Origin of the sequence: Sporanaerobium hydrogeniformans (genome assembly GCF_002735925.1) — a bacterium.
Taxonomy (GTDB): domain Bacteria; phylum Bacillota; class Clostridia; order Lachnospirales; family Cellulosilyticaceae; genus Sporanaerobium; species Sporanaerobium hydrogeniformans.
In genome coordinates, this window is sequence record NZ_PEDL01000002.1 from 73,518 (window position 1) to 91,226 (window position 17,709).

Below are 17,709 nucleotides of genomic sequence, written 5' to 3' on the forward strand. Positions count from 1 at the left end.
GCCTCCTTTAATAATAAATAGTATAGTGATGCTTAGATAAAACTTCTGTAGCTTTTAAAAGCGATGCTTTATTTTCAACTACAATTTTAAGGACACCGGCTTCAAATTCTCGGTCATTGACAATGCCAATGTTTTTGATGTTAATGTGATGCTCACTTAAAAGATTTGCAATAGAGGCGATGCTACCAGGTTCGTCCTTGGCATCTACCTGAAGGGCATAAATTTTAGAAGAGCTATGGGTATCGCCTTCTTTGAAGGTGTTACGATAAATACGAGCAGCATCAAAAAAGTGGTAAAGTTCACCTTCATCTTCTTCTTTAAGATACTCTAAAAAACGGTCTAAAATGATTTGATAACGCCCAAAGATTTTAAGAAGCTGTTCTTTGTTAGACAGACATATACTTGACCAAATGGCAGGATTAGAGGAGGCAATGCGTGTAATATCTTTAAAACCTCCAGCTGCTAATGCATGAAGATGACAGTTATCACCATCATTTTCTCTTACTAAATGAACCAGTGAGCTTGCTACAATATGTGGCAAATGGCTGATGGTTGCTGTAGCAAAATCATGGTAAGAGGCAGATAAAATAAGCGGAATAGCCCCAATACGTTCAATCATCTTTTGTAAAATAAAAAGGATGAAATCAGGCGTATCACTCATTGGCGTTAGAAGATAGTAGGCATTTTCAAAAAGATAAGAAGTAGCAGAGCTGTAGCCAAACTTTTCAGAGCCCGTCATAGGATGTCCACCTACAAAGTATGCACGTTTAGTAGACGTCTTAAGAAGGCTATCAATTTGTGTGACAACCTCGTATTTTGTACTGCCTATATCTGTAATGATACAATCAGTTGCTACATAAGGTAATAAATCTTCCACGATGCCATAGGTACGAGAAACAGGCGTACAAATAAAAATCACGTTGCAACTACTAAAAGCATTTTGCCTGTCTGCTGCCATATCATCAATTGCCCCATCTTCATAGGCAGCTCTTAAGGAGTCAGGGCATGTATCGTAACCGATAATATAACTATTTTGTGCATGAACCTTTTTTATCGCTTTTGCAAGCGATCCCCCCATAAGTCCAAGACCAATAATACCTATACGCAACTAAGGGTTCTCCCACAAGCTTCTGCAATGGCTTTTAATTCATTCATAAGATTTTTAAACTCTTCGGGGTTAAGAGATTGAGGACCATCAGAGAGTGCCTCTTTAGGATTCGGGTGTACTTCAATCATAAGTCCATCAGCACCTGCAGCAATAGCTGCTTTAGAAAGTGCAGGTATATAGGGCTTTTTACCAGAAGCATGACTAGGGTCAACGATAATAGGTAAGTGGCTCTTCGATTTAATAACAGGAATGGCACTAATATCTAAGGTATTACGCGTTGCCGTTTCGTAGGTACGAATACCACGTTCACACAAGATAACATTTTGATTGCCTTCGCTCATAATGTATTCAGCTGCATTAAGCCATTCATCAATAGTCGCACATAAACCTCTTTTTAGAAGAACAGGTAAGTTGGTCTTACCTACAGCTTTAAGAAGCTCAAAGTTTTGCATATTACGTGCACCTACTTGAAGAATATCCACGTAATTCACAGCTGCATTTACCGCATGAATACTTGTTACTTCACAAACGATAGAAAGGCCTGTGCGTTTTTTTGCCTCAAGCATATACAAAAGACCTTGTTCTTCTAAACCTTGGAAAGAATAAGGTGAAGTACGAGGTTTATAAGCACCCCCACGAAGAACAGTAGCACCACCGGCTTTTACACTATCAGCAGAAGCAAAAAGTTGTTCTTTGCTTTCGATAGCACAGGGACCAGCCATAACAATTAAATCTTTACCACCAATCTGGCAATTGCCAAGATCAATGACAGAAGGGCTCGTGTGGAACATTTTATTAGCTAATTTATAGGTTTCAGTAACAGGAACTAATTTCTCAACACAAGGAAGAGAAGAGATGAAATCACTATTTAATTTTGATTTGTCTCCGACAACACCAATAATGGTGACTTGGGAGCCTTCAGATATATGCACCTGTAAGCCAGCATCTGTTACTTTATCTGTAACAAGCTTAATATCTCCAGGTGTTGCTTGATGCTTCATAACAATAATCATTTTAAAAACCTCCAAATTGAGATATAAATAAGCGAAAAAACTGCCATCTTAATGACTCTCACTTATTGTACACCTTGTATTTTTAGTATGTCAATGAGGGGAGTTTTAAATACAAGCGGAATTGCAAGGACTTTAAGTCCTATACTGTCTCAAGCATGTTCTTATAAGAGCCTTAAATACTTGAAAGGGTGAGTGATAGAGTAGACTAAATAATTTTAATTTGATAAAATAAAATTATTAAAGAGAGTAAAGTTGAAAAATAGTGTTAATAAGATTGTTTTACAGGAAGGTAAAGGAGAAAAAATGAAAATAACAGACAAGGTAAGATGGGGAATTTGTATTGTGGCAGCCAGTATTTTGATAGTTGTGCCAGTAGTGATGCATATAATGGATATACCCTATCATCCTCAATTCATGAAGGGACTAGAAATGGCTGTGCTTATTATAGTACTTTATTTTCTAGTTATTTATCCACGGATGAAGGCAGCTGCAAGTCAAGAAGAGTATGTAGAAGAGATAGAGGGAGAAGAAAGTCAGAGCATAGAGGAAAACAACGATTAAAAGAAGCAGTGTAAAAAATCACCTCAAGTAGTGATCATACTATTTGAGGTGATTTTTAGTACATAGAATAAGCTTAGTTCTTTTTGAAATAACCTTTAGTATGCAAATGGTCAATGGATGCATAAAGAGGTATACCCTTTTTGTAAGGAATAGTTGGCTCGCCTTGTACAAGAGGAAGAAGATAGTTAAGACATTCTGCAGTAATATCATTACCAGCTTCTGTAATCCAATGGGGTGGTACAGTTTTTTCTAGATTGGCGATTTCAGAAATAGGGTGACCTTTGAAAGCAATTTCATAAGGTGCATCACTTATACGGTGATAGCATACCATTTGAGCCGTTTCGCCTTGAGCGCCTAAAGTTACTGCATATTTTCCAATGGCTACTGCCTCTTCAAGATCGGTGAGAGAAGAACAGTGCGTAGCTGCACGTTGTAATACATTTAACTCGATAGAACGAACCTTACAGCCCAGTTCAGCCTTTACTAAATTTTCGAGAGTTTTACCTACACCACAAAGTTGCTTATGACCAAAGGCATCTACAGCATTACTTGAAGCAGATAGATAATGTCCTTCTAAATCTTTAATGCCTTCAGAGAGAGCAACGATAATGTTTTTACGTACCTTTAGGAGTGCTTTTAAATCTTCAAGAAATTGTTCTTTGTCAAAGGCTACCTCTGGTAGATAAATAAGATCCGGTGCAGGGCTATAGCTTGTACGAGCTAGGGCACTAGCGGCAGTGAGCCAGCCTGCATTACGTCCCATGATTTCTACGATAGTGACAGAAGGAATGTTATAAATATAAGTGTCGTGAGCAATCTCAAGGAGAGAAGTAGCGATGAATTTAGCGGCACTTCCAAAACCTGGGGTGTGATCAGTAACAGGAAGATCGTTGTCAATGGTTTTAGGAATACCAATGATATTAACAGCCTTATTAGTGGTCTTAGCATAATGTGAAAGCTTAAGCACAGTATCCATAGAGTCATTCCCACCAATATAAAAAACAGTGCCAATTTCTTTTTCTTCAAAGAAGTTAAATAGTTCCTCATAAAGCTCTTCTGAATGTTCGCAAGTAGGAAGCTTGAAACGGCAAGAGCCTAAATACATAGCAGGGGTGTGGGTAAGTAGATGACATTTTTCTATTGAGTCAAATCGTTGAGAAAGGTTAAGGTACTTACCTTGCAATAAACCTTCTATTCCATTAACCATACCATAAACGGTATCATAATGGTTACTTTCTAAAATACCTTGAAGAACACCGCTAAGGGATGCATTGATTGCGACAGTAGGGCCACCTGATTGACCAACGATGCAGTTTTTCGATTTAAGAGTCATGATAAAAATCCTTTCGATTGTTTCCTGTGTATTTTGCACACTTAATCATAGCAAAAGTGAGAGATAAGGTCAAATCCTTTGGTATTTTGGCTTGACAAAGAAAAATTTAAAGGTAAAATAGAATTTAGATTAATAATTCAAAGGCTATGAAGATGCATAGTAAAGAGGCTTTATCCACTAGAGAGAAGGTATCACCGGCTGCAAGTACCTTTTGGCACTAAAGTTTTTTGAAATTCACATCGGAGCTTCACTTCTGAAGTAAGTAAGAGGTGACAGTGGCACTGTTACAGCTTAATGAAGTGTTTATGCTTTTGGTTAAGGCATAAAAATCAGGGTGGTATCGCGGAGAGTACAGCTTCGTCCCTTTTATATAGAAGGGATGGAGCTTTTTTGCGTTTAGGTGATGTTACATTTTAGAAAGGAGTTTTTAACGTGAAAGAAAAATTAGAGCAAATAAAAAATAGGGCATTAAGTGCTATTGAAGAATCAGGTGCTTTAGAAGTCCTTGAAGAATTAAGAGTGCAATACCTTGGAAAAAAAGGTGAACTCACAGGTGTACTTCGTAACATGAAGGATCTTAGTAATGAAGAAAGACCTCTTATTGGTCAACTTGCTAATACAGTACGTGAAGAAATTGAAAACAAATTAGTAAGTAAAAAAGAGAATCTTGAAAAAGCTAAACAAAATCAAAAACTACAAGAAGAAATTTTAGATATTACTATGCCAGGCAAAAAATTAAGCTATGGACATATGCACCCACTTGAACAGACGCTAGAGGAAGTTAAAGGTATCTTTCTTGGTTTAGGTTATGAAATTGTAGATGGTCGTGAAGTTGAGACAGCCTACTATAACTTTGATGCGCTTAATTTGGGAGAAGAACACCCTGCACGTGATGAACAAGATACTTTCTACTTTAATAGTAATTTAGTACTTCGTACAGCTACTTCGCCAGTACAAGTGCATACCATGGAAACACAAGAGCTTCCTATTCGTATGATTGCACCAGGCCGCGTATACCGTTCAGATGAAGTAGATGCTACACACTCTCCTGTTTTCCACCAAATTGAAGGTCTAGTAATCGATAAAAATATTACCTTTGGTGATTTAAAAGGGGTTCTTGCTGAATTTGCCAAAGCTTTCTTTGGGGATAGGGCAGAAGTTAAATTCCGTCCTCATTATTTTCCATTTACAGAGCCTAGTGCAGAAGCTGATGTAAGTTGTGTAATGTGTGGAGGTAAGGGCTGTAACATTTGTAAAGGAACAGGTTGGATAGAGGTATTAGGTTGTGGGATGGTGCATCCAAAGGTGCTGGAAATGGCTGGTATTGATTCAAAAGTTTATTCTGGATTTGCTTTTGGGATGGGACTTGAGCGTTTAACAATGCTTAAATATTCTATCAATGATTTAAGACTATTCTATGAAAACGATGTACGTTTCTTATCACAATTTTAAGGGAAGGTAGAAAGGAGAAAAAACAATGAATGTACCTATGTCATGGCTTAAACAATATGTAGATATAGATGTGGATATGAAGACCTTTGAAGACCGTATGACGATGTCCGGCTCTAAAGTAGAAGCAGTAGAAGAAACAGGAAAAGAAATTACAAAGGTTGTGTCTGGAAAAATTATAGATGTTCAGCCACATCCTAATGCAGATAAATTACGTATTATGCAAGTAGATATTAAAGGAGAAAGGACTCTCCAAATTGTAACCGCTGCCACTAATGTACAATGTGGGGATATTGTACCTGTTTCTTTAGATGGTGCAACCCTTGCAGATGGACTTAAAATCAAATCAGGTAAACTTCGAGGTGAAGTATCGGAGGGGATGTTTTGTTCTGTAGAGGAACTTGGCTTTGATGAAAAAGACATCGAAGATGCACCACATAACGGTGTCTATATTTTCCCAGCAGATATGCCCCTTGGAGTAGATGTAAAACCTTACTTTGGTTTAGGTGAACAAGTGGTAGAATATGAAATCACTTCTAACCGTCCAGATTGTTTTAGTATTTTGGGGATTGCGAGAGAAGCAGCAGCAACCTTTAATAAACCTTTTAAATTTCCAGAGATTAAAGTAGAAGAAATAGATGGAGATATTAATGAGTTTGCAAGTATTCAAATTGAGAATGAAGAGCTTTGCCCACGCTATGCAGCTAGACTTATTAAAAATGTAAAGGTAGGTCCATCTCCTAAATGGCTTAAAGACCGTCTTTTTTCAGCAGGTCTTCGTCCAATTAACAATATCGTAGATATTACCAACTATATGCTCCTTGAATTTGGTCAACCTATGCATGCCTTTGATTATGATAAATTAGCAGGTCATCAAATTATCGTAAGAAATGCTAAGGAAGGCGAAAAGCTAATTACCTTATTTGAAGAGGAAAAAACATTAGATTCCTCTATGCTAGTGATTGCAGATGCAGAAAAAGCAGTGGCTATTGCAGGTGTAATGGGAGGGAATAACTCAAAAGTAACGGAAGAAACAAAAACTATTCTCTTTGAATGTGCAAATTTTAGTGGTTACAGTATACGTCAAACCTCCAAAAAACTAGGACTTCGTAGTGACTCTTCTATTAAATATACAAAAGGCTTAGATCCTAACAATATTACATTAGCTCTTGAAAGAGCTGCCCAACTTATTAACTTAACAGGAGCTGGAGAAGTTGTAAAAGGGACTATTGATGTGTATCCGAGAAAACGTGAAGAATGGACTATTCCTTACGATGTACAGTGGATTAATCATTTCTTAGGTACAAGTTTAAGTGAAGATGAGATGCTTGAGCTTTTTAAAAGGGTAGAATTTATTCCTCATAAAGAAAGCCAAACAGTTACCATACCAACCTTTAGACCAGATGTCACCATGATGGCGGACCTAGCTGAAGAGGTAGCTAGACTTTATGGGTATGATCGTATTGAACCAACCCTTGAAAGAGGTAGACCTACTAGAGGACGTAAAAAATTTGACCAGTTAGTATGTGATGCTATTCGTCAATTTATGAGTATGTACGGTGTGCATGGTGCACTTACCTATACTTTTGAAAGTCCAAAGGTATTTGATAAATTAAATATTGCAGCAGATAGTGCACTACGCAATCCATTAGTTATTACAAATCCATTAGGAGAAGATTTTAGCATTATGCGTACGACGACGCTAAATGGTATTCTTTCTTCTTTAGCTACCAACTACAATAGACGTGTAGCTGAAGCTGCTCTTTATGAGATCGGTAAGGTTTACTTGAAGCAAGAAGGAAAAGAATTGCCAGCAGAAATCAAAAAACTAACCATTGGTTTATATGGCAAAAATGCAGATTTCTTTAGCTTAAAAGGTATGATTGAAGCACTTCTTGACCATCTTCACATTGAAACATGGGAAGTAGAGCGCCAGACAGAGCTTGATTATATGCATCCAGGACGTTGTGCAAACCTTCTTATAGACGGTAAGGAGGCAGGTTTCTTTGGTGAGGTGCACCCTATAGTTACTAAAAACTATGACATTGGTACAAAGGTTTATATGGCTGAGATAGATTTAGAAGCTCTTCTTAGAGGGATTCATAGAGATATTACCTTCAAAGCCCTTCCTAAATACCCAGCTACTGCACGTGATATTGCTATGCTAGTAGGTGAAAATGTACTTGTAGGAGAACTGGAAAAAATCATTAAAGTGCGTGGTGGTAAATTACTTGAGAAGCTAGAGCTCTTTGATGTTTATCAAGGAAAACAAATTGAAGCGGGTTATAAGTCTGTGGCCTATAAACTCACATTCAGAGCAGATGATCATACGTTAACAGATGAGGAAATCCAAAAGGTAATGAAGAAGATATTAAGTGGTCTTGAAATGAATTGTGGTGCTAAATTAAGAGATCAATAATAAAATAACTAAAAAGCAAATGTTTTCTTGGTAATCAAGGACATTTGCTTTTTTATTTGAAAGGAATTATTTTGTAGAATAATGTACCCTTTAAAAAACATATACTACAAAGGATATAAAATTTTAAAGATAAAAGTAAAGTACTTCATTGTAGTGATGGCAAAAGGAGAGGCTAAAGTGGATTTAACTGCACTAACTATGTATTTATATGAATATGGTTTTGTCCTCTTATTTATCCTCGTATTTTTAGAATATCTCAATATACCTGGTTTTCCTGCGGGGATGATTTTGCCAGCTGCAGGTTTTTTGATTCGTCAGGGGAATATGAACTTTTGGTTAGCCCTTTTTGTAAGTGTTAGTGCTGGAGCTTTGGGAAGTGCTTTTGCCTATAGCATTGGCAAATTAGGGGGACAACGTATCCTCTTATTTTTAACTAAACGTTCGCCTAAACAGCAACGTTATGTAGAAAAATGTATACAGCTTATTGAAAAACAAGGAACAAAAATTATATTAGTGGCAAAGCTTATACCTATTGTACGCACTTTAATCGGTATTCTAGCAGGTACTTTAAATATGAATTTTATAACCTATATGTTTTACTCTAGCTTAGGGGTAGCTATTTGGAATTCAGTTTTCATGAGTATGGGCTATTTACTTCCTAGGTTTAATGAAGCTTTTACCATGATGTAGAACTTAGTTGTGTATAAAAAAGAATGTTTTAGCTTAACCTATTTAGATAAGAAAGGATGTGTCACAATGCCCAACAAACCAGGTTCCAATAATCCTCAGCAAAAGGGGATGCGTAGACAAAAATTGCATGATGAGCAAAATAATCATGGAGAACCTAAGCAAAAAACAAGTTATAGAAAAGTAGAAGAATAAAGGATAATCTAACAAAGTAGCCTGCATTTTAAGGCTACTTTTTAATGTTTAAAGGTGAAATAAAAACAATAAAGAGGTAAGTATTGACTATTTATATCTAAAAAGAAATATGGTAGAGTGAAAAGAAAGAAAAACTTAAAACAAAAGGGAGAGGAAGAAGAGAATGAAAAAGTGTCATCAAGGACAAAAGTGGGTATTTAATAAAGATTACGCAGGTGAACAAGTAGCAGAGGGTGTAGAGCGTAAAGTTTTAGCTTTTTGTGAATGCTTAATGTGTGTAGAAAACCATTTTGAGGAAGGAGCTATTGGGGCAATGCATAATCATCCCCATACGCAGATTACTTATGTCGTAGAGGGGGAATTTGAATTCACTATTTCAGGAGAAACCAAACGAGTAACAAAAGGTGACACAATGTTAAAGGAAAATGGCATTATGCATGGCTGTAAATGCCTTAAAAAAGGCATTCTTTTAGATGTATTCACTCCTATGCGCGAAGATTTTATTGGTTAAGTAGGGGTTTATAAAAGTATAGGAGAATAGAGTTTTAGGTTAAAGCTTAGAAAGAATAACTTGTAGTTAATTGCAACTAATAAATAGAACAAAAAGATGGTTCTTACAGTAAAAGAACCATCTTTTTTAGTGCAATAAAATATAGATAAAAAGCTACATATTTCTATATGTTTTCTAAAGGAATGCGGAAAGAGATACAAGTACCCATGCCTTTTTTGCTAAGAATTTTAAGTTGATACTCAAAACCATAGGTGAGCATAAGACGACGATTCAGGTTAGTGATACCAATATTTTTACTTTTTTCACTTTGGATACGTGCATATAAGTTTTTGACTTCTTCTTTAGTAAGTCCTACACCTGAATCAATTACAGTAAAGTAGAGATGGTTTTCTCTAGCATAAGCCTTTAGTTTAATATAACCTGTATGTTCTAGTGGGCGGATACCGTGACTAATACTATTTTCAATTAAGGGCTGAAGCATAAGTCGAAAGACCTTATAGGAAAGGATTGTATCATCTACCTCATAATAAATGATGAACTGCTCTCCATAACGCATTTTTTGAATAGCTGTGTATTTTTTTAGATAATCGAGTTCATCTTGTAAACAAGTGCCAGTGGCTGCATCCTCCAGTGCATACTTTAAAATGTCTGATAAATAACGAATCATTTGATTTAATTGTGTAGGTTTTCCAGTGAGTCTTAAAGCATTAAAGTCAAGAGCTTGCAAGGTATTAAAGAGGAAGTGAGGATTAATTTGTAACTGAAGAGCAGCAAGCTCTGCAATCTCTTGCTTATATTGTTTTTGGGCAAGTTGTTGATGAAGTTGATTAGATTTTAGGAAAATGTTAATTACATTATTTAAAATAAGTCCATATTCATCATTAGTAGCATGGGAGGGTAAGGGTGTAACAATACCTTTTTCAGCTGACTCAAAGACATTTACAATATGCTCAATTTGTTGAAAGTTTTTCTTGGTAGTAATATAGGACAAAATAAGAGTGACAAGGCAGTTTCCTATAAGGACGCATAAAAAAGTTAAAAAGGTATCCTTTCCATGCTCAAAAAATCGTTCAATAGGAACAAGAGATAAAAAAGAAATATCATACTGCTTTAAGGTAAAGCTTTGAAAGAGGTAAAGCTTTTGATGAATGGTGACCCAGGAATTATTAAGTGAAGAGAGATTTTCTACACTATTAATAAGATTCTGAAGGCTACCCGAAGAACGAGCAAGGAGAGGAGCTCCATTATCATTAGAGGTAAGTATATGATGTTCTGCATCTAAGAGATAAAGAAATTCAGCGTTATCCGAAGTACTACTATTTAAAGTATCTATAAATTGTGAAGAATTGATATTGATGACAATGAGTCCTGAAATATTGTGCATAGGTTGAAAAATAGAGATGACTTCTTTCTCAGGTATGTAATTAAATTCTTTATAAGAGCGCTTTTTAATCCATTGTTTTTTTAAAGAGCCCTTTTGTTCATACTCATCTAGCCATGAACGATCTGGATAGGTAGCTAATGTATTAATTCCGTTTTTAGAAGAGAAGAAGGTATTTAAGCCATCTAAATAGAGATAGATAGAATCAATATCAGGGTGAGAATTAGCAACAGTACTGAGGATTGTTTTCATACTATTTAAGAAAACCACATCCTCATACTCAAAATGTTGCTTCGAAAGAAGCTTTTCTAAAGAAAGGACAAGTCTGGGGTTATAAGTTAAAAGTTCATATTGATAAGCTGAGTTGCTAATAACAAACTCAAAGTTTTCTTGTAAGCGACTAAGTGTATTTTTAGACTGTTGATGAATGTTAATGGAACTATTGATACTAATAAAGACAATAGCAATAAAACAAAATAAAAGGTTGGAACGAGCATAATTAAAGAAAAGGTACGAAAGCGTTTTAAAAAAAATTTTTTCATCATCATGAGTAAAACCTCTCAGGATATTTTTTTTCTCTGTATTCAGTAGGTGTCATTTTATAATACTGCTTAAAGGAACGAGAAAAATTTTTGGGATTGTCATAACCTACATAATAAGCAATTTCGTAATGCTTGTATTGAATATTATCTAACATTTTAGCAGCTTCTTTCATGCGTATTTCATATAAATAGTCAGAGAAACTAGTGCCTGCTTTATCTTTAAAGAGCTTAGAAAGATAATTAGGGCTTAAGTTTACCAAAATAGCTGCTTCTTCTAAAGTAGCACTTCTAAAATTTTCTTTAATATAGGAACAAATTGTAGAAATAATTTTATCATAGTAGGGTTGACCCTGAATGGCTTCGGTAACATGGTTTTCTTGATCAAGAGTAATTTTGAGCTGTTCAAAGCAGGCATAGAGCTTTTCATAATGAATAGGTTTAAGAAGATAATCACTGGCATGATTAATAATGGCAGTATGTAAATAAGAAAAATCTTGATAGCCTGTTAAAAAAACAAATTTGATATGGGGGTAATCCTTTACTAAATGATTACTGAGTTCAATGCCAGTCATTACAGGCATCTTTATATCCGTTAAGATGACGTCTGTAGGATGCGTTTTAATAAAATCTAAGGCTTGGAGGCCATTTGAAAACTGTCCGATAATTTTAAAACCTACTTTATCCCAAGGGAAAAGATGAGTAAGTCCTTCACGTATATTTAATTCATCATCAATAATTATAAGTGAATACATAAGTTCTATCACCTCTTTGTAAATTACAAATAGAAATAAGATATTATTCATTATTATAGGTAAAAATCATAAATTTAGCAACTTTCAATGACAAAACTATGTCAACTAAGTAGATAAAGAAGATAAAACGTAGCCAGTGAAGACAAGTAAAGAAAACAACGTACTTAAAGAAGATAAAACGTAGGTAAAAGGATTGAGCTAATTTTTGAACCTGACTATACTGTAAACATAAAAGAAATACAGAAAGAGATAAAATGAGGAGGTTAAAAGATGAAAAAAAGTTTAGCATTAGGTTTAATAGTTTTATTAACAACAGGTTTAATAAGTGGATGTGGTAATGGAGGGAGTAAGCAAGAGGCAACTCCAGCTTCCCCTCAATTAGAAGCATCAAAAACACCTAGTGAAACAAGTAAAGAACCTGTTACGTTACGTTTTTCTTGGTGGGGAGGAGATGAAAGGAATGAAGCTACATTAAAGGTTATTGAAAAGTTTGAGGCAGAATATCCTCATATTACCATTGAACCTGAATTTGGAGGAAGTGATGGATATCAAGAAAAACTTTCTACTTCTTTAGCAGGAAATGCAGCAGCAGATATTATTCAAAACGGAACAGGTTGGATGCCAGATTTTGTTTCTAGAGGGGATTTCTTTATTGACTTTAATACATATAAGGAACAAATTGATTTATCTGGTTTTGATGCACAGTATTTAGAGAACGTAGGAACTTTTGATGGAAAGCTTCTTGGCTTACCAACAGGTATCGCTGGACCTACTTTTCTTATTAATAAAACATTGGCAACTAAGATTGGGTTAGAGGTTCCTCAAGATTTAACTTGGGAGGATTTAATTACCCTTGGTAAAAAAGTAAAAGAATATGATAATAACCTTTATTTACTCAATATGGATTCTTCAACTTTAAAAACACACGTATTAAGACCTTATATTCTTCAATTAACAGGTACTCCATTCATCGATGATGAAGCAAAAGTGCCAAGCTTTACAAATGAACAGTTGCTTCAGGTAATGGATTACATTAAAGCATTATATGATAATAATGTGGTACAGCCAGCTAGTGAAAGTGCTTCTTTTAAAGATGCAGTTCAGACCAATCCAAAGTGGATAGCAGGTGAATTCGTAGGGATTCTGACAGACTCTTCAAGAGTAGATGTTATGACAAGTGCTAATACGGAAGTGGAATATATGATTGCTTCTATGCCACAATTACAAGACAAGAAAAATGATGGGTACTATGCGAATCCACCTCAGTTGATGTGTATTAATAAAGCAAGTAAGCATATTGAAGAAGCAGTTCTTTTCCTAGATTATTTCTATAATAATGCAGAAGCGGCAGAGATATTAAAGGATCTACGTTCTGTTCCTCCAACAGCACAGGCAAGAGAAATTTGTGAAGAAAAGGCACTTATTAGTCCTCTTGTAAAAGAGGCTGTTGACAAAGCACTTGAGTTAAATGGTACAAATGAAATGGGCTTAACAACCGATGGAGAAATTGAAGCTGTAATGGATGATATGATAGAATCAGTTATTTATGGAAAGACAGGTACTGTGGAAGCAGTAGATAATGCAGTCAAAATGTTTACACATGTGCTTTCTGATAAATAATACCTATTTAAGGTGAAAAAGTATGCTGCCATAGATGTTATTACAAGTTTTCTTGTAAACTTTTTATGGCAGTTTTTTTAGACTAGGAGGTTAGACGATGAAGAGATCAAGACAGCATTATTGCAAAAGAGATTATATGGGATTGGTGTATATACTGCCTTGGTTATTAGGCCTTTTACTTTTACAACTGTATCCTTTCATAACTTCTTTCTATTATTCTTTTACCGATTATAGCTTTTTTAACACCCCTAAATTAGTGGGACTTAAAAACTATATAAGGCTATTTACTATTGACCCGGAATTTTTTAATTCCTTAAAAGTAACCCTTATCTATACTCTTTATACTGTACCAGGTAAATTGATCATGGCTCTTTTTATAGCTGTTATTTTAAATAAAAATTTAAAAGGTATTAATTTTATAAGGACTATTTATTACCTACCCTCTTTATTTGGTGGGAGTGTAGCTGTAGCTATTTTATGGAAGCTCTTGTTTATGAGCGATGGTGCTATTAATAACATTCTTCAATTTTTACATTTACCAACTGTAGAATGGCTTGGTAATCCAGATGTAGCACTTAAAACAATTTGTTTACTAGAAATATGGCAATTTGGCTCATCTATGGTTATGTTCCTAGCTGCACTTAAACAAGTACCAAGATCGCTTTATGAAGCAGCTCAAATTGACGGAGCAGGAAAGATTAAAATCTTTTTTAAAATAACCATTCCACAAATTACACCGATTATCTTCTTTAATTTAATTATGCAAACTATATCAGCACTTCAAAACTTCACTTCGGCTTTTGTTGTGACGACAGGAGGTCCCAATAAAGCTACTTATGTATTAGGGATGAAGCTTTATACAGATGCATTTTCACACTATAAGATGGGTTATGCCAGTGCGACTTCTTGGATAATCTTTATTTTAATTATGATAATAACTTTACTCCTATTTAGATTTTCATCTGGATGGGTATATTACGAAGATGGCGATGACTTCTAGGAGGGATATAATGAATAATCATAAAAAAACATTAAAGCTTGTAGTAAGCTATGGACTAATTGGGTTAGTAGGACTTTTTATGCTCTATCCCATTGTATGGATGGTACTTGCCACCTTTAAGACGAATGCAGAAATTTTTGGTTCTTTAAAATTATTACCTGAAAGTTTTAGTTTAGATGCCTATATAAATGGTTGGAGAGGTATTGGTAAATATAGTTTTAGTAGATATTTTATGAATACCTTTAAATTAGTTATACCTGTTACACTGTTTACCATTTGCTCATGTGCAGTAGTAGCATATGGTTTTGCACGTTTTAAGTTTCCTTTTAAGCGTATTTTGTTTGTTGTACTTATTTCTACTTTGATGCTTCCTAATACAGTTATTATTATTCCAAGATATGCACAATTTAACCAATTAGGATGGCTTAATAGCTATATGCCTTTTTATGTACCCGCATTACTTGCATGCTACCCTTTTTTTATATTTATGATGATTCAATTTATTAGAGGGCTTCCTAAGGAATTAGATGAATCGGCCTATATGGATGGATGTGGTACTTTTCGCTGCTTTATGAGCATTTTAGTACCTTTATTAAAACCCGCTTTATTCTCAGCAGGTTTATTCCAGTTTTTATGGACATACAATGATTTCTTCAACTCTCTCATTTTTATCAACAGTGTTGAAAAATATCCTGTTTCACTTGCACTTCGAATGGCTATTGATGCAGAAGCTAATGTACAATGGGGACAAGTTATTGCCATGGCTTTTGTAACCGTTGCACCTTTAATTATCCTTTTCTTCTCTGCTCAGAAGTATTTTGTAGAAGGTATTGCAACAAGTGGGTTAAAAGGTTAAGTCAAAAAAGAAGGAGGATTCAGAGTGAGTAAATTATGGTATAGAGAGGCTGCTATCAGTTGGAATGAAGGACTTCCAATGGGAAATGGTAAGTTAGGAGCAATGCTATTTGGAGGAGTAGAAACTGAGCATCTTCAACTTAATGAGGATAGTATTTGGTATGGAGGTTCCCAAAATCGTATAAACCCTGCAGCTAAAAGAAATCTTGAACGAGTAAGAGAATTTATATTTAGTGAACGAATAAAAGAGGCAGAAGAGCTTTTAAGGTATGCCTTTTCAGGAACACCCCAAAGTCAGCGTCCTTATCAAAGTTTAGGGGATATAAAGATGCGTTTTAAGCATACTCATATGTCTTATAGTGCTTATAAACGTGAGTTGGATTTAAATACAGCAGTAGCTTCTGTAGAGTATGAAATGAAGGATGTACAATATAAGCGAGAATACTTTGTGTCCACACCTGACCAGGTGTTAGTTATTCATCTGTCGGCTACAAAAGCAAGTAGTCTTTCTTTTGATATTTTATTAACAAGAGAACGTTTTTATAAAAGAGTAGATGCTGTAGGAGGAAATACACTCCTTTTAACAGGAGATTTAGGTAAAGAGGGATCGGAGTTTGCTATAGGATGTAAGGTGGAGACAAAAGGCGGGAGTTTACAAATTTTAGGTGAACATCTTATAGTAACAGAGGCAGATGAAGCTATTATTTATTTAACAGCTACGAGCACTTTCTATCATTCACATTTTAAAGAGTATGTTTTAAAAGTACTTGAAAAGGCTAGTCATAAGGGATATGAGCTTTTAAAACAAGATCATGTAAAAGATTATCAGACATTGTATCAACGTGTTTTATTAGAATTTGAAAATCAACTAGAATATGAGTCATTACCCACCGATGAGCGCTTAGCACGCATGCAACAAGGATTAGAAGATGTAGGATTAGTAAAAACTTATTTTGATTATGGGCGTTATCTTCTCATTTCTTCGAGTCGTAAAGGGACTTTGCCTGCTAATTTACAAGGCATATGGAATGCGGAAATGAAACCAAATTGGGATTCTAAGTTCACAATTAATATCAATACACAGATGAATTATTGGATAGCAGAAAGCTGTCAACTCCCTGAATGTCATGAAGCACTTTTGGATTTAATCAAAAGACTTGTAAAAAGTGGAAAGCAGACGGCTAAGGAGATGTATGGCTGTAGAGGCTTTGTGGCACATCATAATACAGATATTTGGGCAGATACTGCTCCACAAGATATTTATATTCCAGCTACCTACTGGGTAATGGGGGGAGCTTGGCTGTGTACCCATCTATGGATGCATTATCAATATACACAAGATAAAATTTGGCTTGAGGAAGCTTATCCTTTATTAGAAGAAGGAGTACTATTTTTTCTTGACTTTTTAGTTGAAAAAGAAGGACAGCTTCTTACTTGCCCTTCTGTATCACCGGAAAACACATATATTTTACCGAACGGTACAAAAGGTTGTATATGTGCTGGATCAACCATTGACAATGAAATCTTAAGAGATCTATTTGAAGCTTATATAAGTGCAGCAAAGCTATTGGATAAAGATTCAAAAAATGTGCAAGCGGCTAAAGAAGTCTTAGAGAAACTGCCGCCTTTAAAAATTGGTAAACATGGACAGATTATGGAATGGCTAGAAGATTATGAGGAAGAAGAGCCTGGGCATAGGCATATTTCACAGCTCTACGGTCTTCATCCTTCACACCAAATTACAGTAGATGGAACTCCACTATTTGCAGATGCAGCTAAAAAAACATTAGCAAGACGTCTTAAATGGGGAGGTGGTCATACAGGATGGAGCTGTGCATGGATTATGAATTTTTATGCAAGGTTGTGGGAGGGAGCTCATGCTTATGATCTGTTTAAAAAGCTTTTAACCCAATCTACTTTTAGCAATTTACTTTGTAATCATCCAAGACCCAATGGAGAGGTTTTTCAAATTGATGGTAATTTAGGGGGAGCTAATGGGATTTTAGAACTCTTTGTACAAAGCAATGAGAAGCGTACAGTACTTCTACCAGCTTGTCCTAAAGAGCTAGGGAGTGGCTTTTTAAAAGGTGTTAAGGTAAACGGTGGAGTTATTTTAGATCTAGCATGGCAACAAGGAAAATTAACAAGTATAAAAGCTTATGGGTTAGCCCATCAGGAAACGAAGTTAAAATTACATTACGACAAAAAAGAGCTCACTATCCAGTTGGCACCTCAAGAAGAGAAAGATGTAACCTCCTTGTTAGTCAAGGTGTAAAGGAGATG

Annotated in this window: 15 protein-coding genes and 1 other annotated feature; of the genes, 10 read left to right on the forward strand and 5 right to left on the reverse strand. The window is 35.3% G+C overall.

Annotated elements, in window-relative coordinates; translation table 11 throughout:
* Positions 1-7 precede the first annotated feature (7 nt).
* Together CS063_RS03280 and aroF are read right to left on the reverse strand one after the other, a co-directional pair.
* Positions 8-1,108, reverse strand: coding sequence for a prephenate dehydrogenase (locus tag CS063_RS03280; protein WP_099448261.1), 1,101 nt, complete (start codon positions 1,106-1,108; stop codon positions 8-10).
* Positions 1,099-2,121, reverse strand: coding sequence for a 3-deoxy-7-phosphoheptulonate synthase (gene aroF, locus CS063_RS03285; RefSeq protein WP_099448262.1), 1,023 nt, complete (start codon positions 2,119-2,121; stop codon positions 1,099-1,101). Before aroF ends, CS063_RS03280 begins: the two co-directional genes overlap by 10 nt.
* 303 nt (positions 2,122-2,424) lie before the next feature.
* Between aroF and CS063_RS03290 the strand changes: the two genes are divergently transcribed.
* A complete protein-coding gene (locus CS063_RS03290) occupies positions 2,425-2,682 on the forward strand; it encodes a hypothetical protein (protein WP_143452435.1) in 258 nt (85 codons plus the stop codon).
* A 73-nt stretch (positions 2,683-2,755) separates the two neighbouring features.
* Here CS063_RS03290 and CS063_RS03295 read toward each other — a convergent pair whose 3' ends face one another.
* The gene (locus tag CS063_RS03295; protein ID WP_099448264.1) at positions 2,756-4,015 is read right to left on the reverse strand and encodes a 6-phosphofructokinase; all 1,260 of its coding nucleotides are present in this window, start codon (positions 4,013-4,015) and stop codon (positions 2,756-2,758) included.
* Between the two features lie 137 nt (positions 4,016-4,152).
* Positions 4,153-4,383, forward strand: a binding site (T-box leader).
* 64 nt (positions 4,384-4,447) lie between these two features.
* On the opposite strand from CS063_RS03295, the gene pheS reads away from it, so the two are divergent.
* The 5 genes from pheS (at position 4,448) to CS063_RS03315 (ending at position 9,276) form a co-directional block, all read left to right on the forward strand.
* Positions 4,448-5,467 carry a phenylalanine--tRNA ligase subunit alpha gene (pheS, locus tag CS063_RS03300; protein WP_099448265.1) on the forward strand — a complete coding sequence of 340 codons (1,020 nt, stop codon included), beginning with the start codon at positions 4,448-4,450 and terminating at the stop codon, positions 5,465-5,467.
* 25 nt (positions 5,468-5,492) lie between these two features.
* The gene (gene pheT, locus CS063_RS03305; protein ID WP_099448266.1) at positions 5,493-7,883 is read left to right on the forward strand and encodes a phenylalanine--tRNA ligase subunit beta; all 2,391 of its coding nucleotides are present in this window, start codon (positions 5,493-5,495) and stop codon (positions 7,881-7,883) included.
* Positions 7,884-8,060: 177 nt separating this feature from the next.
* Positions 8,061-8,573, forward strand: coding sequence for a DedA family protein (locus CS063_RS03310; RefSeq protein ID WP_180270659.1), 513 nt, complete (start codon positions 8,061-8,063; stop codon positions 8,571-8,573).
* Between the two features lie 66 nt (positions 8,574-8,639).
* Complete coding sequence (locus CS063_RS17815; protein WP_308415415.1) at positions 8,640-8,765, forward strand: clostri-philic family protein; 126 nt, start codon at positions 8,640-8,642, stop codon at positions 8,763-8,765.
* 163 nt (positions 8,766-8,928) lie between these two features.
* Complete coding sequence (locus CS063_RS03315; RefSeq protein ID WP_099448268.1) at positions 8,929-9,276, forward strand: cupin domain-containing protein; 348 nt, start codon at positions 8,929-8,931, stop codon at positions 9,274-9,276.
* Between the two features lie 163 nt (positions 9,277-9,439).
* Here CS063_RS03315 and CS063_RS03320 read toward each other — a convergent pair whose 3' ends face one another.
* Both CS063_RS03320 and CS063_RS03325 read right to left on the reverse strand, forming a co-directional pair.
* On the reverse strand, positions 9,440-10,909 hold the full coding sequence (locus CS063_RS03320; RefSeq protein ID WP_143452436.1) for a sensor histidine kinase: 1,470 nt from the start codon (positions 10,907-10,909) through the stop codon (positions 9,440-9,442).
* Between the two features lie 292 nt (positions 10,910-11,201).
* Positions 11,202-11,951, reverse strand: coding sequence for a response regulator transcription factor (locus tag CS063_RS03325; protein WP_099448270.1), 750 nt, complete (start codon positions 11,949-11,951; stop codon positions 11,202-11,204).
* A gap of 270 nt (positions 11,952-12,221) precedes the next feature.
* Between CS063_RS03325 and CS063_RS03330 the strand changes: the two genes are divergently transcribed.
* From CS063_RS03330 to CS063_RS03345, 4 genes are all read left to right on the forward strand, one after another.
* The gene (locus tag CS063_RS03330) at positions 12,222-13,571 is read left to right on the forward strand and encodes an ABC transporter substrate-binding protein (RefSeq protein WP_099448271.1); all 1,350 of its coding nucleotides are present in this window, start codon (positions 12,222-12,224) and stop codon (positions 13,569-13,571) included.
* Positions 13,572-13,668: 97 nt separating this feature from the next.
* Complete coding sequence (locus tag CS063_RS03335; RefSeq protein WP_099448272.1) at positions 13,669-14,571, forward strand: carbohydrate ABC transporter permease; 903 nt, start codon at positions 13,669-13,671, stop codon at positions 14,569-14,571.
* A gap of 10 nt (positions 14,572-14,581) precedes the next feature.
* Positions 14,582-15,427: a carbohydrate ABC transporter permease gene (locus CS063_RS03340; RefSeq protein WP_099448273.1), complete on the forward strand. Its 846-nt coding sequence runs from the start codon at positions 14,582-14,584 to the stop codon at positions 15,425-15,427.
* 24 nt (positions 15,428-15,451) lie between these two features.
* Positions 15,452-17,701, forward strand: coding sequence for a glycoside hydrolase family 95 protein (locus CS063_RS03345; RefSeq protein WP_099448274.1), 2,250 nt, complete (start codon positions 15,452-15,454; stop codon positions 17,699-17,701).
* Positions 17,702-17,709 lie beyond the last annotated feature (8 nt).

Excerpts from the sequence above, each read along its gene's own strand:
- CS063_RS03340 (WP_099448273.1), top strand. The coding sequence starts at position 14,582 with ATGAATAATCATAAAAAAACATTAAAGCTTGTAGTAAGCTATGGACTA.
- CS063_RS17815 (WP_308415415.1), top strand. The coding sequence starts at position 8,640 with ATGCCCAACAAACCAGGTTCCAATAATCCTCAGCAAAAGGGGATGCGT.
- CS063_RS03315 (WP_099448268.1), top strand. The coding sequence starts at position 8,929 with ATGAAAAAGTGTCATCAAGGACAAAAGTGGGTATTTAATAAAGATTAC.
- CS063_RS03290 (WP_143452435.1), top strand. The coding sequence starts at position 2,425 with ATGAAAATAACAGACAAGGTAAGATGGGGAATTTGTATTGTGGCAGCC.
- CS063_RS03335 (WP_099448272.1), top strand. The coding sequence starts at position 13,669 with ATGAAGAGATCAAGACAGCATTATTGCAAAAGAGATTATATGGGATTG.
- CS063_RS03330 (WP_099448271.1), top strand. The coding sequence starts at position 12,222 with ATGAAAAAAAGTTTAGCATTAGGTTTAATAGTTTTATTAACAACAGGT.
- CS063_RS03325 (WP_099448270.1), bottom strand. The coding sequence starts at position 11,951 with ATGTATTCACTTATAATTATTGATGATGAATTAAATATACGTGAAGGA.
- pheT (WP_099448266.1), top strand. The coding sequence starts at position 5,493 with ATGAATGTACCTATGTCATGGCTTAAACAATATGTAGATATAGATGTG.
- CS063_RS03295 (WP_099448264.1), bottom strand. The coding sequence starts at position 4,015 with ATGACTCTTAAATCGAAAAACTGCATCGTTGGTCAATCAGGTGGCCCT.
- CS063_RS03320 (WP_143452436.1), bottom strand. The coding sequence starts at position 10,909 with ATGAAAACAATCCTCAGTACTGTTGCTAATTCTCACCCTGATATTGAT.
- aroF (WP_099448262.1), bottom strand. The coding sequence starts at position 2,121 with ATGATTATTGTTATGAAGCATCAAGCAACACCTGGAGATATTAAGCTT.